Origin of the sequence: Rhodococcus mengyinensis, from assembly GCF_048381435.1 — a bacterium.
Classification (GTDB): Bacteria; Actinomycetota; Actinomycetes; order Mycobacteriales; family Mycobacteriaceae; genus Rhodococcus_F; species Rhodococcus_F opacus_D.
This window is the reverse complement of the sequence record NZ_JBLWIT010000137.1, coordinates 41,410-55,257: the sequence shown is the minus strand read 5'-3', so window position 1 is coordinate 55,257 and position 13,848 is coordinate 41,410. Positions and strand designations below refer to the sequence as shown.

Here is a 13,848-nt window from a genome sequence, read left to right as displayed (position 1 = left end):
TTAGTGACACCGTAACCAGTCCGGCATCGAGGAGACCCACATGACCCAGACCTTCACCCTGACGCTCAGCTGCGCTCAGCGTCCCGGGATCGTTCACGCAGTCAGCTCCTTTCTCTTCGAGCAGAACTGCGATATCGCCGAGCATCAGCAGTTCGACGACACCCGGAGCGACGCGTTCTTCCTCCGCACGTCGTTCGTGTCCGCGGAAGATGTCGACATCGAACGCCTCACGGCGGAATTCGGAAGCGTCGCCGCGAAATTCGGCATGACGTTCAACTTCAACGGCACCGACCTGCCCCGGGTGATCGTGATGGTCTCCAAGATGGGTCACTGCCTCAACGACCTCATCTTCCGCTGGCGAGCAGGCAACCTCGGCGCCGAACTCGTCGCCGTCGTCTCCAATCACGAGGTGCTGCGCCCCATGGCCGAGGCCGCCGGGCTGCCGTTCGTCCACGTCCCGGTCACGCCGGCCACCAAGCCGCAGGCCGAAGCCCGGCTGCTCGAACTCGTCGAGGAATTCGACGCGGATCTCGTGGTTCTCGCCCGGTACATGCAGGTGCTGTCGGACGACGCGTGCCGCGCGCTACGCGGACGGGCCATCAACATCCACCACTCGTTCCTGCCCGGCTTCAAGGGCGCCAAGCCCTACCACCAGGCGTTCGATCGCGGCGTCAAGCAGGTCGGGGCCACCGCCCACTACGTGACCCCCGATCTGGACGAGGGGCCCATCATCGAGCAGGAAGTCATCCGCATCGACCACTCCTTCGACCCGACGCGACTCGCCACGGTCGGGCAGGACGCCGAGGCCCTCGCGCTGTCGCGGGCCGTGCGCTGGCACTGCGAGAACCGCGTCCTGCTGCACGGTCACCGGACGGTTGTGTTCAGCTGAGGCGCTTCGCGCCCGTGCGCCTTTTTGGTAGCTCCCACTACCAGAAAGGCGCACGGGCCGGAGGCCTACAGCAGGTCGCGGATGGCCTTCTCGAAACCGGCGACGTGGGCGAGGGTGAGGGACGAGGCGGTGTTCTCGTCGCCGTCGACGATGGCCCGGAGCAGGGCGACGTGCTCGCGGACGTGGCTGGCGACGTCGGGCAGCCGGTCGAGGAAGAGGCACCAGATGCGGGTGGCGTGTGCGTCGAGGCTGACGAGGATGTCCTCGAGGTGAGGGTTCCCGGATGCTCGGTAGATCTCGCGGTGGACGCGCACGTCCTTGCGCAGGACTTCGCGCGGGTCTTCGCTGTCGTCTATCTCGGCGATCTCGTCGGCGAGCGCGGTCAGCCGGGCTCGCGCGTCCGGGGACGCGGTCCGGGCCGCCCGGGCCGCCGCGGTCGGTTCGAGTTGCTTGCGGATCTCGGAGATGTCGGCGAGATCGGTCATGTCGACGGCGGTGGCGAATGTGCCACGACGCGGGTAGGCGACGACGAGACGTTCCCGCTCGAGGCGTTTGAGCGCTTCCCGCACCGGCGTCCGGCCGAATCCGAGTTCTTCGGCGAGACGGTCGTCGTTGATCGGCTCGCCGGGCCGGATGTCCAGCATGACCAGGCGTTCGCGGACGATCTCGTACGCGCGGTCGGCGTTGGTGCCGCCGTTCGATGCCGTGTCCGCGACCGATGAATGCGCCAGGCTCATGTTCCGTCTCCCTGATTTTCCGGAGCTATTGACCTTTGTCCGTCACTGACCTTACTCTACTTTCCAGTTGATATATCAGTTCGAAGTCAACTGACCTTCCAGAAAGGCGAACCATGACCGTGGACACCGCACACCTCACCGAGGTGGCAGCAGCGAACCCGACGCTGACGCATTCGCTCGCCGATCTCGACCCCGCCGTGCACCAAGCGATCGCGGCCGAGCTCGAGCGACAGCAGGGCACCCTGGAAATGATTGCCAGCGAGAACTTCGCCCCGCTCGCGGTGATGCAGGCGCAAGGGTCGGTACTGACGAACAAGTACGCCGAGGGTTACCCCGGACGCCGCTACTACGGCGGTTGCGAGCACGTCGACGTCATCGAGCAGCTCGCCATCGACCGCCTCACCGCACTGTTCGGTGCGACATTCGCCAACGTGCAACCGCATTCGGGAGCGCAGGCCAACGCCGCCGCGATGTCGGCACTGCTGAAGCCCGGCGACGGCATCCTCGGCCTGGACCTCGCGCACGGCGGTCACCTCACGCACGGGATGAAGCTGAACTTCTCCGGCAAGCTCTACGACGTCGCCGCGTACCACGTCCGCGAGGACGACCATCTCGTCGACATGGACGAGGTCGAGCGTCTCGCGCGTGAGCATCGCCCGAAGCTGATCCTGGCCGGGTGGTCCGCCTACACACGCCAACTCGACTTCGCCGCGTTCCGTCGCGTCGCCGACGAGGTCGGCGCATACCTCATGGTCGACATGGCGCACTTCGCCGGACTCGTCGCCGCCGGACTGCACCCCTCCCCCGTCCCGCACGCCCACGTGGTCACGTCGACGACGCACAAGACCCTCGGCGGTCCCCGCGGCGGCGTCATCCTCACCAACGACGAGGCACTGGCGAAGAAGTTCAACTCCTCGGTGTTCCCCGGACAGCAGGGCGGCCCGCTCGAGCACGTGATCGCCGGCAAAGCCGTCTCGTTCAAGCTCGCCGCCGAGCCCGAGTTCCGGGAGCGCCAGGAACGCACGCTCGCCGGCGCGAAGATCCTCGCCGACCGCCTCCTCGAGGACGACTCCCGGCAGGCGGGCATCAACGTCGTGTCCGGCGGCACCGACGTGCATCTGGTGCTGGTGGATCTGCGCGAGTCCGAACTCGACGGCAAGCAGGCGGAGGACCGGTTGCACCGGGTGGGAATCACGGTGAACCGCAACGCCGTCCCGTTCGACCCGCGTCCGCCGATGGTCAGCTCGGGGGTGCGGATCGGCACCCCCGCGCTCGCCACCCGCGGTTTCGACCTGGATGCGTTCACCGAGGTCGCCGACATCATCAGCTACGCGCTGCGACCGGCCACCGACGAGGCCGGACTCGACGAACTCCGCGCCCGCGTCGATGCTCTCGCGCTGCGCTTCCCGCTCTACCCCGACCTCACGGAGGCGAACTGATGAGTGCCACCCAGCCGCCCGGCGCCCACCTGCCCGACCACCCCGACTTCCTGTGGCGTAACCCGGAACCGAAGAAGTCGTACGACGTCGTCATCGTCGGCGGCGGCGGACACGGCCTCGCGACCGCGCACTACCTGGCCAAGAACCACGGCATCACCAACGTCGCGGTCCTGGAGAAGGGGTGGCTCGCGGGCGGCAACATGGCCCGCAACACCACGCTGATCCGGTCGAACTACCTGTGGGACGAGAGCGCCAAGATCTACGAGCACGCCCTCAAACTGTGGGAGGGCCTCGAGGACGACCTCGACTATCCGATCCTGTTCAGCCAGCGCGGCGTCCTCAATCTCGCGCACAGCCTGCAGGACGTCCGCGACAGCGTCCGCCGGGTGGAGGCGAACAAGCTCAACGGAATCGACGCCGAGTGGGTCGGACCCGACGAGGTCAAGAAGCTGTGCCCGCTGGTGAACATCTCGAGCGACATCCGCTACCCCGTTCTCGGCGCGACGTATCAGCCGCGGGCCGGCATCGCCAAGCACGACTACGTGGCCTGGGGATTCGCGCGCCGCGCCGACGAGGCGGGCATCGACATCATCCAGAACTGTGAGGTCACCGGTTTCGTCACCGACGGCAACAAGGTCACCGGGGTGCGCACCACCCGCGGCGACATCGCGGCCGGTCAGGTCGCGCTGTGCGCGGCCGGGCACACCTCGACGCTCACCGACATGCTCGGCATCCGCACCCCCGTGCAGTCCCACCCGCTGCAGGCGCTGGTCTCCGAACTGCTCGAGCCCGTGCACCCGACCATCGTGATGTCCAACGCCATCCACGTGTACGTCTCGCAGGCGCACAAGGGCGAACTGGTGATGGGCGCCGGTGTCGATTCCTACAACGGGTACGGCCAGCGCGGCGCGTTCCACATCATCGAACGTCAGATGGCGGCCGCGGTGGAGTTGTTCCCGGTGTTCGCCCGCGCGCATCTGCTGCGCACCTGGGGCGGCATCGTCGACGTGTGTCCCGACGCCTCCCCGATCGTGGGACGCACTCCGTACGACAACGTGTATCTCAACTGCGGTTGGGGCACCGGCGGATTCAAGGCCACCCCGGGGTTGGGTTGGTGTCTGGCGGACACCATCGCGAACGACGAACCGCACGAGTTCATCGCGCCGTTCAGCCTCGACCGGTTCGTCACCGGCGCTCTCGTCGACGAGCACGGCGCCGCGGCCGTCGCTCACTGATCCCCCATCGCGCACTGAAATTCAGGAGCCACAATGCAACTCATCGAATGCCCGTGGTGCGGGTCCCGTGAGGAAACCGAGTTCCACTACGGCGGCGAAGCCCACGTCCTGTATCCGGAAGATCCCGAATCCCTGACCGACGAGCAGTGGGCGCACTTCGTGTTCTTCCGCGCGAACCCGAAAGGTCTTTTCGCGGAACGGTGGAACCACAGCGCCGGCTGCCGGCGCTGGTTCAACGCCGTACGCGACACCGCCACCTACCGATTCCACAGCGTCTACCGCTTGGACGAGCAGAAGCCGACGATATCGTGAACGCACCCTTCCGCACCCGCCAGGGCGGTCGCCTCGACCGCGACACCTCCTACACCTTCACGTTCGACGGCCGGGAACTGACCGGTCACCCCGGTGACACGCTCGGTTCGGCCCTGCTCGCGAACGGCGTCCACCAGATCACCACCAGCATCAAACTCGGCCGGCCCCGCGGCATCACCGCGGCGTGGGCGGAGGACACCGGCGGTCTCGTGCAGATCGAGGAGCCTTTCCCCGAGCCGATGCTGCTCGCCACCACCATCGAGTTGTTCGACGGCCTCGTCGCCCGCGGCATCCCCGGTCAGGGCCGGCTCGCCGAGATCGCCGATTCGGCGAAGTACGACGCCAAGCACGTCCACACCGACCTCCTCGTCGCCGGCGCCGGACCTGCCGGTCTCGCCGCCGCGCTCACGGCGGCCCGGGCGGGCGCCCGGGTGGTGCTCGTCGACGAGCAGAGCGAAGCCGGCGGCGACCTCCTCGGGTCCACGGACCTCATCGACGGCGCACCCGCCCTCGACTGGGTCGCGGCCGCGGTCGCCGAACTCGCCACCTACCCGGATGTGCTGCACCTGCAGCGCACCACCGCGTTCGGCAACTACGACGACGGCTTCGTCCTCGCGCTGCAGCGGCGCACCGACCATCTCGGTGTCGAGGCCCCCGCGGCGCTGAGCCGCCAGCGCGTCTGGCGTATCCGCGCCCGGCACATCCTCGTCGCCGCCGGCGCGCACGAGCGTCCCGTCGTCTTCACCGACAACGACCGCCCGGGCATCATGCTCGCGCACGGCGCCCGCACCTTCCTGCACCGCTACGGTGTCAAGGTCGGTGAGCAGGCCGTCGTGTTCACCACCAACGACAGCGCGTACGAGGCCGCGATCGACCTGCATGACGCGGGCGTGCGGATCAACGCGATCGTCGAGGCCCGCGACGAGGCACCCGCCCGCTGGCAGCGTGAATGCGACGCGCGCGGCATCACCATCCGTACGGCGTCGGTGGTGTCCGGCACCCGCGGCAACGGCCGGATCAGTCACGCCGTCGTCTCGCAGCGCGGCGAATCCGACACCCGGGTCGGCGTGCCCCTCGCCTGCGACGTCCTGCTCGTCAGCGGCGGCTGGAACCCGGCCGTGCACCTGTTTTCGCAGGCCCGCGGCAAGCTCCGCTACGACGAGAGCCTCGGCGCCTTCGTGCCCGGCGAGGACCTCGACGGAGTCTCCGTCGCCGGGTCCGCGAACGGTGTGTTCGACCTGGACGGGTGCCTGCGCGACGGGCAGACCGCCGGCCAGTCGATCATGCGCGACCTCGGCTTCACCGTTCCCGATCGCACGATCGACCCGGCACCTGCGCCGGCGATCGAACAGTCCACCCCGCTGGTGCTCTGGCGGGTGCGGGACGTCGCCGGTGAGGACACTCAGTTCGTCGACGTGCAGCGCGACGCGACGGTCGCCGACCTGGCCCGCGCGGTCGGCGCAGGCATGACGTCGATGGAGCACATCAAGCGCTACACGACCATCGGCACCGCGCACGATCAGGGCAAGACGTCCGGGGTGATCTCCTCCGGTATCACGGCCGAACTGCTCGGCAGGCCGATCGAGACGCTGGGCACCACCACGTTCCGGCCGCCGTACACCCCGGTCGCATTCGCCGCCCTCGCCGGCCGCAGCCGCGGCGCCCTCTTCGATCCCGAACGGGTGACGGCACTGCACGATTGGCACGTGGGCCGCGGCGCGGTGTTCGAGGACGTCGGCCAGTGGAAGCGTCCCCGCTACTACCCCCTGCCCGGGGAGGACATGGACGCCGCCGTGCTGCGCGAATGCGCCGCCGTGCGCCGCAGCATCGGCATCCTCGACGGCTCCACCCTCGGCAAGATCGACGTCCAGGGCCCCGACGCCGGGGTACTGCTCGACATGATCTACACGAACATGATGAGCACCCTGAAGGTCGGCATGGTCCGCTACGGCGTCATGTGCGGGGTCGACGGCATGGTCATCGACGACGGCACCGTGATGCGCCTGGACGACGACCGGTTCCAGGTCTTCACGACCACCGGCGGCGCCGCGAAAATCCTCGACTGGATGGAGGAATGGCTGCAGACCGAATGGCCGCACCTGAGGGTGCGACTCACCTCGGTCACCGAACAGTGGGCCACGTTCCCCGTCGTCGGACCGCGCTCCCGCGACGTGATCGGTGAGGTCTTCCCCGACCTCGACGTCACCAACGACGCGTTCCCGTTCATGGCGTGGCGCGACACCTCCCTCGGCGGCGTCCACGTACGGGTCGCGCGGATCAGCTTCTCCGGTGAACTCGCGTTCGAGGTCAACGTCGACGGCTGGCACGCACCCGCGGTCTGGGCGCGCCTGATCGCCGCGGGCGAGAAGTTCGACATCACCCCGTACGGCACCGAGACCATGCACGTCCTTCGCGCCGAAAAGGGGTACCCGATCATCGGTCAGGACACCGACGGGACGGTCACCCCGCAGGACCTCGGGATGAGCTGGGCCGTGTCGAAGAAGAAGCGCGACTTCATCGGGAAGCGCTCCTTCACCCGGGCGGAGAACCAGAACCCGCTGCGCAAGCAGTTCGTCGGGCTGCTGCCCCTCGACAAGCAGACCGTGCTGCCCGAGGGCGCGCAGATCATCGAAGAGGCGCAAGGCGGCATCCTGCCGCCCCCGCCGGTGCCGATGCTCGGGCACGTCACGTCGAGCTATCTCAGCGCCGAACTCGGCCGCCCATTCGGGCTCGCCCTCGTCAAGGGCGGCCGGGCCCGGCTCGGCGACACCCTGCACGTCCCGGTGGACGGAAACCTGGTCGCCGTCGAGGTCACCAGTTCCGTCCTCGTCGATCCCGAAGGAGCACGTCGCGATGGCTGACACCCTCGTCCCCCTCAGCCCCCTGCACGGCTGGGACCAGAAATTCTCCGAACTCCCCGAGTCGGTGAGCATCGCCGAGGAACCGTTCGTCGCGATGGTCGACCTGTGGGTCGACCCGGCCGGACCGGGAGCCACGGCCGCCGCAACGGTCCTCGGGTTCGACCTCCCCACCGCGGCGTCGACGTCCGCCGGCACCGACGCCACCACCGCCGTCTGGCTCGGTCCCGAGGAGTGGCTGATCACCACGCGATCACAGTCGGCGCCTGCTCTCGAGTCTGACCTGCGGGCGGCGGTGACACCCCACGGCGGCGCCGCGATCGACGTCTCCGGACAGCGAACCACCCTGCGGCTGCGCGGCACTCATGCCCGCGACGTCCTCGAGAAGGGGTGCTCACTGGATCTGCATCCGAGGGTGTACGGCCGCGGCACTGCAGCGCAGACCATGCTCGGCCTCGCGGGCGTGATCCTGATCGCGCTCGACGACGAGGGGGCCGACTACCGGATTCTCGTGCGGTCGTCGTTCGCCCGGTACCTCGCGGAGTGGTTGATCGACGCCGCGGAGGAGTTCGGCGTCGACCCGGTGTAAGCGACAGCGTCGGTCCGGTGGACGGCACGGCGTCGTCCACCGGACCGATTCCCCTTCTGGAAGGAGATGCGCCCGAATGGTTCCGTTCCCGACGCTCACCGCCACCGGCCCCGGCCGACTGCTCGAGGCTCTCGCACGCGACATTCCCCTGGTCTGCGGCATCGTCAACGTGACCCCGGATTCGTTCTCCGACGGCGGCCGATACCTCGACGCCGCCGCCGCGGTCGAACACGCCCTGTCCCTGGTGGCGGAGGGTGCCGACCTCCTCGACGTCGGCGGCGAGTCGACCCGCCCCGGGTCCCGCCCGCCGTCCGTCGCGGAGGAGATCGAGCGCGTGGTGCCGGTAGTCGCAGCCCTCGCGATGTCGACGTCGGTCCCGATCTCGGTCGACACCTCGAGACCGGACGTCATGCGCGAGGCGGTCGCCGCCGGCGCGTCGATGATCAACGACGTTCGTGCCCTCCGGCTTCCGGGGGCACTGCGGACCGCGGCCGGCCTGGACGTGCCCGTGTGCCTGATGCACATGCGGGGCGAGCCCGAAACGATGCAGACGTCGCCGGAGTACGGCGACGTCGTATCCGAGGTGCGCCGGTTCCTCGTCGACCGTGTCGGCGCCTGCCGGGGCGCGGGAATTCCGCTCGAGCACATCATGGTGGACCCGGGTTTCGGCTTCGGCAAGACCCTCGCCCACAACCTCGCGCTGTTGGCCGAGCTACGGCAGATCACCGACCTCGGTGTTCCCGTGATGGCCGGACTCTCCCGGAAGGGCATGCTGGGCACGATCACCGGTCGCGGCGTCGAGCACCGTCAGGCCGCCTCGGTGGCCGCTGCCCTGATCGCCGCACAGAACGGGGCAGCCGTCCTACGGGTGCACGACGTGGCCGCCACTGTGGACGCGGTATCCGTGCTCCGCGCGCTCGTATATCGTGGTCCCGCCAGCTTCAGTCACGCGTCGAATCGAGTCTCCGCACAGTGAACACCTCCGTGTCCGCCGCCGGTCTCGCGACGATCGGCCCTGCTGAAGCGCAGCTTGTCGAAGCTGGTGCCCAGCTGATGGAGACGATGTATCACGATCCGCGGACCGGCTTGCGGCACGTGGACCGTCACCTGCGACGTCTGGCCCGTTCGGCGGCCGTGCTCGGGTACAAGTTCGGGGAACGTGACGTCCGGCGCCACCTCGCGCAGCGGCTGTCGGGCGTCGGTCCGGCCCGGGTCCGCGTGCGCCTGCACCGCGACGGCGGGGTGGACGTCGACGTCTTCGGGCCGCCGGTCGCACCCGCGTCGGTGTCTCTCGTGCTCGACGACGAGCCCGTCGACTCCCGGGACGTCCTCCTCGGACACAAGTCGACGTTGCGTGAGCGATACGACCGCAGACGACACCGCCATCCCGGGGCCGACGACGTCGTGCTGGTCAACGAACTCGGGCACGTCACCGAGACCACAATCGCGAATCTCGCCGCCCGGATCGACGGCGTCTGGTGGACGCCGCCATTGGCGTCGGGGTGCCTGCCGGGTGTCGAGCGGTCATGGCAGCTCGACCGCGGGCTGATGCGCGAACGCATACTCACGCCGCGCGGTCTCCTGGCCGCCGAGGCGCTGGCCGTGACGAGCTCACTCAAAGGCGTGCTGCCCGCGACTCTCCGGCCGTAGCCCCTTCGTTTCCGGACGTTTTCCGGACCACCTCTTGACCCACCCTCACGCCTGACCTACTGTTATGACACATACTGATATATCAATATCAGACCTGTTGGATCACAGCGCGACTCCGCGACCACAACGCCCGACTGTCAAAGGAAAAGGCATGAGAGCTGGAAAGATTCCCTCGGATCGACGGTTCACGGCAACGCACAGTTGGTTGGCCCTCGCACCGGGACAGAGCTTCGCCGACTACCCGCTCCGGGCCGGGGTCACGGACACCGCACTCGACGAGGTCGAGGTGGTCGGACTGGAACTTCCGGCAGTGCGCAGCACGATCGAGGCAGGCGCGCCTTGCGCCCTCGTGTGGACGTCCGCCCGGACCGTCGTCACGGTGTACGCGCCGATCAGCGGACTCGTCACGATGACGAACACCGACGCCGCCGAGAACCCGCAACTCGTCGCCGACGACCCCTTCCACCGTGGCTGGCTGTTCGCCGTCCTCCCCTCGCCGACGTCGTCCGCCTACGGACTTCTCACCCCCGCGCAATACGCGAACGAACTCAGTGAGGCGGTGTAATCCCATGACCATCAGCGTGTTCGACCTGTTCTCCGTCGGCGTCGGCCCCTCGAGTTCACACACCGTCGGACCGATGCGCGCCGCCGCACGGTTCGTCTCCGACCTCCGCGCCCTCGACGCCCTGCACGCAACGGCGGACATCCGCGTCGACCTGTACGGGTCGCTCGCAGCCACGGGAGCGGGCCACGGGACGATGTCCGCGGTGCTGCTCGGGCTCGAGGGGTACTTTCCCGAGAAGATCGAGACCGAGGAAATGGAACGACGTCTCGAGGAGATGCGCAGCACCCGGCGCATCAGGGTCGGCGGTTCGCACGACGTCGCACTCGCCGAGGACGAGATCGTCCTCCATCCGCTGACCATCCTGCCGTTGCACCCGAACGGGATGAGGATCACCGCGTCCACCGCCGCCGGCGTCGAGATCCACAGCGAAACCTACTTTTCCATCGGCGGCGGCTTCGTCGTCACCGAAGCGGAGAGCGCACAGCCGCCCCGCCCCGCCACCGGCGGTCTGTCGTTCGGGTCCGCCAAGGAACTCCTCGACGTCGCGGCCCGCCACGGCTACACCATCAGTGACGTGATGCTCCAGTTCGAACGCGAAACGCGGTCGACCGTGGAGATCTACGAACGGCTCCTCCATATCCGCGACGTCATGGTGGAATGCGAGAAGCGCGGGATCGCGCGCGACGGAATTCTTCCCGGCGCCCTGCGCGTGCGCCGGCGGGCACGGGACTGGTATCTCCGCCTGGATCAGGAAGATCCGCACCGTGATACCGCATTCGCCGAGGACTGGGTCAACCTCGTCGCCCTGGCCGTCAACGAGGAGAACGCATCCGGCGGCCGCATCGTCACCGCGCCGACCAACGGGGCCGCGGGCATCATCCCCGCGGTGCTGCACTACGCCGTTCACTACACCCCGGCCGGGAAGTCGGATCCCGACGACACCGCGATCCGCTTCCTCCTCGCCGCCGGCGCCGTCGGATCGCTGTACAAGGAACGCGCGTCGATCTCCGGAGCCGAGGTCGGCTGCCAGGGCGAGGTGGGTTCCGCGGCGTCCATGGCCGCTGCCGGGCTTGCGGAGATCCTCGGCGGCACAATCGAACAGGTGGAGAATGCCGCGGAGATCGCGATGGAACACAGCCTCGGTCTCACGTGCGATCCCATCGAAGGGCTGGTGCAGATTCCGTGCATCGAACGCAACGCGATCTCGGCGGGCAAGGCCATCAACGCCGCTCGCATGGCCCTGCGCGGCGACGGCACCCACCGGGTCAGCCTCGACCAGGTGATCGAGACGATGCGCTCGACCGGCGCAGACATGCTGTCGAAGTACAAGGAAACGTCGACCGGTGGTCTGGCCGTCAACGTCCCGGTCAACTATGTCGAGTGCTGACATGATCACCGACGAACTTCGCCTGCTCCCTGCCCGCGCCGCCCAGTTCATCCGGCGGCACCCGGTTCCGAAGCCCGGCGACTACGCGCCGGAGACCCGGCTGTCGGTGCTCGACGTCCTCGTGCACTGCGCCCCGGTCCGCGGCGACGCGTTCGTCGCGTTCCAGCTGCTGAGCCGACGTGAGCTGCCCGGCTCGTACCTTCTCCACGTCGACGTCGTGGACGACGCGCTGTCCACCCTCGACACGTTCGCCGTGACGGAACACGAATGCGAGCAGAGCTTCGGCCCGAATTGGCAGGACGTCGTGCGACATGCCGTGGAAGCGGCAGCCCTCCTGCACGGGCACTTCGGTGCGCTGACGCGGACGAGGAGCGTCGTCGACAGCCGCCGACGGCTCGGTGCCTGGGCGTGCGCACGTGAGGCGGCCTGGGACGCGGGCCGGATCAAATCCTGGTACCGCGCCCAGGACGCCGCGTGGGAACGGCACTTCATGGACGAGGCGACAGTGCGCGAGGACGAGCAACTGTGCGCGGACATCGCGACCGCGGTGCGCGACGCGGCAGCCGCGCACGCGGTGTCCGATCTAGTGGGGCGGCACGACTTCACCAGCGCACACTTCGACACCCTGCTCGCCCCGTGGCGGACGGCCGCCGCGCACCTGCTCCCGCGAGGCGATTACTGCGCGGCCGCGAGCACGGTGTCGACGAACGTCCGCGGCCGCTCGGGGTGACCGTTCTCCCGCAGCGCTACAGCGTATGCACCCCTTCTATGCAGACGCACCCCTATTCGGGCACCAGAAGGGGTGCGTTTGCCGAGAAAGGGTGCGTTTGCGTCGCAGCCGTGGGATCGCGGACGCGAACGCGCCGCCCTCCCACACACGCACTCCTTCTGCGCCCACGCACCCCTTTTCGAGCCCTGGAACGGGTGCGTCTACCGAGAAGGGGTGCGTCTGCGTCTCGCGGCGCTCGGCCGACGTGCAGGTGTCGCCATTCCCCGTGCGGCGCAGGGCGCCCGGCACTAAGTTCGGCGATGACGGTTGAGGTTCTACGCGAGGGGGCGGTCCGGCATGAGCAGGACACATTTCAGGGCTCTGACACTGGGCGCGGTCGCGCTGGCCGGGGGTGCCGCACTCAGCGCGGGCGCCGGGACGGCCACGGCGGACGTCCTCACCGAGATCAACGGCTGCAAGATCGTGGCGAATCCGAACCCCGGCGATCGCACGACCTGCCCCGGCGCCGATCTGAGGTCCGCGAATCTAGCGGGCCTGAACCTGAGCTTCGCCGACCTGTCGGGCGCGAACATGACACGGGCGAACCTCACCGGCACCAACTTCGCCGCCGCGAATCTGTCGTACGCCGATCTGAGCGACGCGAACATCACCGGCACGAACTTCACGGATTCGCAGCGCAACGCGGTAATCCTGTACAGCACGGACATCGACATCTTCGGCACGATCGTCGGGGACATGAACATCACGACCGAACCCGAATGGTCCACCGACGCCCACGAGCGCGCACTCGCCTCGGTCGTCCCGGTGACACCGACATTTCCGGCTCCGTAAACCACTCCTGACCTATTCACCCGGGCCGCGCACTGCGCGGTCCGGGTTTTCGTATGCCCACACCCCTTGACATTGGATACCCGCACTATCCACTATTAGATAGTATCGGTATCCAACATTGGGAGGCATCCGATGACGACGATCGACCCCACCCGTTCGACGCACCACTACGACGGCGAACTGGTGGTCTTCCTGATCGGGATGACCATCAACCGACCCTGGCGACCGGACCTGTGGCTGCCCACCTTCCTCGCGATGCCGAGGATGCTGCGCGAACTGTCCGAGGACCCGGATTCGGGTCTGATGGGCTACCGCCTGACGTTCGAGGGGCGCGGCCCGACAGTGGTCCAGTACTGGAATTCCGTCGACAAGCTGTACGCCTACGCCAGTGACAGCCAAGCGAAGCATCGTCCGGCGTGGGGCGCATTCAACCGGCGTGCCCGCAAGGCCCCCGGCGCGGTCGGCGTCTGGCACGAGACCTATCCGGTGGACCATGCCGAGTCGATCTACGTCGGCACGCCGGCGATGGGCCTGGCCCGCGCCACCGCACGTGTGCCCGTCACACAGAAGTTCAGCCGCGCCCGAGACCGGTTGTCCCGCAGTAACAACACCCACGAACAGTGATC

General features: G+C 68.2%; 14 protein-coding genes. 13 read left to right on the top strand and 1 reads right to left on the bottom strand.

Translation table 11 applies throughout. From position 1 onward, the window contains the following. The first annotated feature begins 40 nt into the window (after window positions 1–40). Window positions 41–889 (top strand): formyltetrahydrofolate deformylase, encoded by an 849-nt coding sequence (gene purU, locus ACNJ7E_RS34320; protein ID WP_280782102.1) that lies wholly within the window; start codon window positions 41–43, stop codon window positions 887–889. A 65-nt stretch (window positions 890–954) separates the two neighbouring features. Here the strand turns inward: purU and ACNJ7E_RS34315 are convergent, their stop codons facing one another. Further along, on the bottom strand, window positions 955–1,626 hold the full coding sequence (locus tag ACNJ7E_RS34315; RefSeq protein WP_280782103.1) for a GntR family transcriptional regulator: 672 nt from the start codon (window positions 1,624–1,626) through the stop codon (window positions 955–957). A gap of 113 nt (window positions 1,627–1,739) precedes the next feature. On the opposite strand from ACNJ7E_RS34315, the gene glyA reads away from it, so the two are divergent. From glyA to ACNJ7E_RS34255, 12 genes are all read left to right on the top strand, one after another. Next, on the top strand, window positions 1,740–3,065 hold the full coding sequence (glyA, locus tag ACNJ7E_RS34310) for a serine hydroxymethyltransferase (protein WP_280782104.1): 1,326 nt from the start codon (window positions 1,740–1,742) through the stop codon (window positions 3,063–3,065). Continuing rightward, complete coding sequence (locus ACNJ7E_RS34305; protein ID WP_159924938.1) at window positions 3,065–4,300, top strand: sarcosine oxidase subunit beta family protein; 1,236 nt, start codon at window positions 3,065–3,067, stop codon at window positions 4,298–4,300. The genes glyA and ACNJ7E_RS34305 overlap by 1 nt, the downstream gene beginning before the upstream one ends. A 33-nt stretch (window positions 4,301–4,333) precedes the next feature. Continuing rightward, entirely contained in the window at window positions 4,334–4,612 is a 279-nt protein-coding gene (locus ACNJ7E_RS34300) for a sarcosine oxidase subunit delta (RefSeq protein WP_005253973.1), read from the top strand. Next, window positions 4,609–7,473, top strand: coding sequence for a 2Fe-2S iron-sulfur cluster-binding protein (locus tag ACNJ7E_RS34295; RefSeq protein WP_418341982.1), 2,865 nt, complete (start codon window positions 4,609–4,611; stop codon window positions 7,471–7,473). The genes ACNJ7E_RS34300 and ACNJ7E_RS34295 overlap by 4 nt, the downstream gene beginning before the upstream one ends. Further along, window positions 7,466–8,059 carry a sarcosine oxidase subunit gamma gene (locus ACNJ7E_RS34290; RefSeq protein WP_283352645.1) on the top strand — a complete coding sequence of 198 codons (594 nt, stop codon included), beginning with the start codon at window positions 7,466–7,468 and terminating at the stop codon, window positions 8,057–8,059. Before ACNJ7E_RS34295 ends, ACNJ7E_RS34290 begins: the two co-directional genes overlap by 8 nt. 76 nt (window positions 8,060–8,135) lie before the next feature. Further along, complete coding sequence (gene folP, locus ACNJ7E_RS34285; RefSeq protein ID WP_280782108.1) at window positions 8,136–9,035, top strand: dihydropteroate synthase; 900 nt, start codon at window positions 8,136–8,138, stop codon at window positions 9,033–9,035. Beyond that, a complete protein-coding gene (locus tag ACNJ7E_RS34280; protein WP_418341981.1) occupies window positions 9,032–9,709 on the top strand; it encodes an aminotransferase class IV in 678 nt (225 codons plus the stop codon). Before folP ends, ACNJ7E_RS34280 begins: the two co-directional genes overlap by 4 nt. Before the next feature lie 151 nt (window positions 9,710–9,860). Then, on the top strand, window positions 9,861–10,274 hold the full coding sequence (locus ACNJ7E_RS34275) for a glycine cleavage system protein H (RefSeq protein ID WP_280782110.1): 414 nt from the start codon (window positions 9,861–9,863) through the stop codon (window positions 10,272–10,274). 4 nt (window positions 10,275–10,278) lie between these two features. Next, window positions 10,279–11,661, top strand: coding sequence for an L-serine ammonia-lyase (locus ACNJ7E_RS34270; protein WP_280782111.1), 1,383 nt, complete (start codon window positions 10,279–10,281; stop codon window positions 11,659–11,661). Between the two features lies 1 nt (window position 11,662). Further along, a complete protein-coding gene (locus ACNJ7E_RS34265) occupies window positions 11,663–12,391 on the top strand; it encodes a hypothetical protein (protein WP_280782112.1) in 729 nt (242 codons plus the stop codon). A 336-nt stretch (window positions 12,392–12,727) separates the two neighbouring features. Next, the gene (locus tag ACNJ7E_RS34260; RefSeq protein ID WP_317568423.1) at window positions 12,728–13,222 is read left to right on the top strand and encodes a pentapeptide repeat-containing protein; all 495 of its coding nucleotides are present in this window, start codon (window positions 12,728–12,730) and stop codon (window positions 13,220–13,222) included. A 132-nt stretch (window positions 13,223–13,354) separates the two neighbouring features. Further along, on the top strand, window positions 13,355–13,846 hold the full coding sequence (locus ACNJ7E_RS34255; RefSeq protein WP_280782114.1) for a DUF4188 domain-containing protein: 492 nt from the start codon (window positions 13,355–13,357) through the stop codon (window positions 13,844–13,846). The last annotated feature ends 2 nt before the right edge of the window (window positions 13,847–13,848 follow it).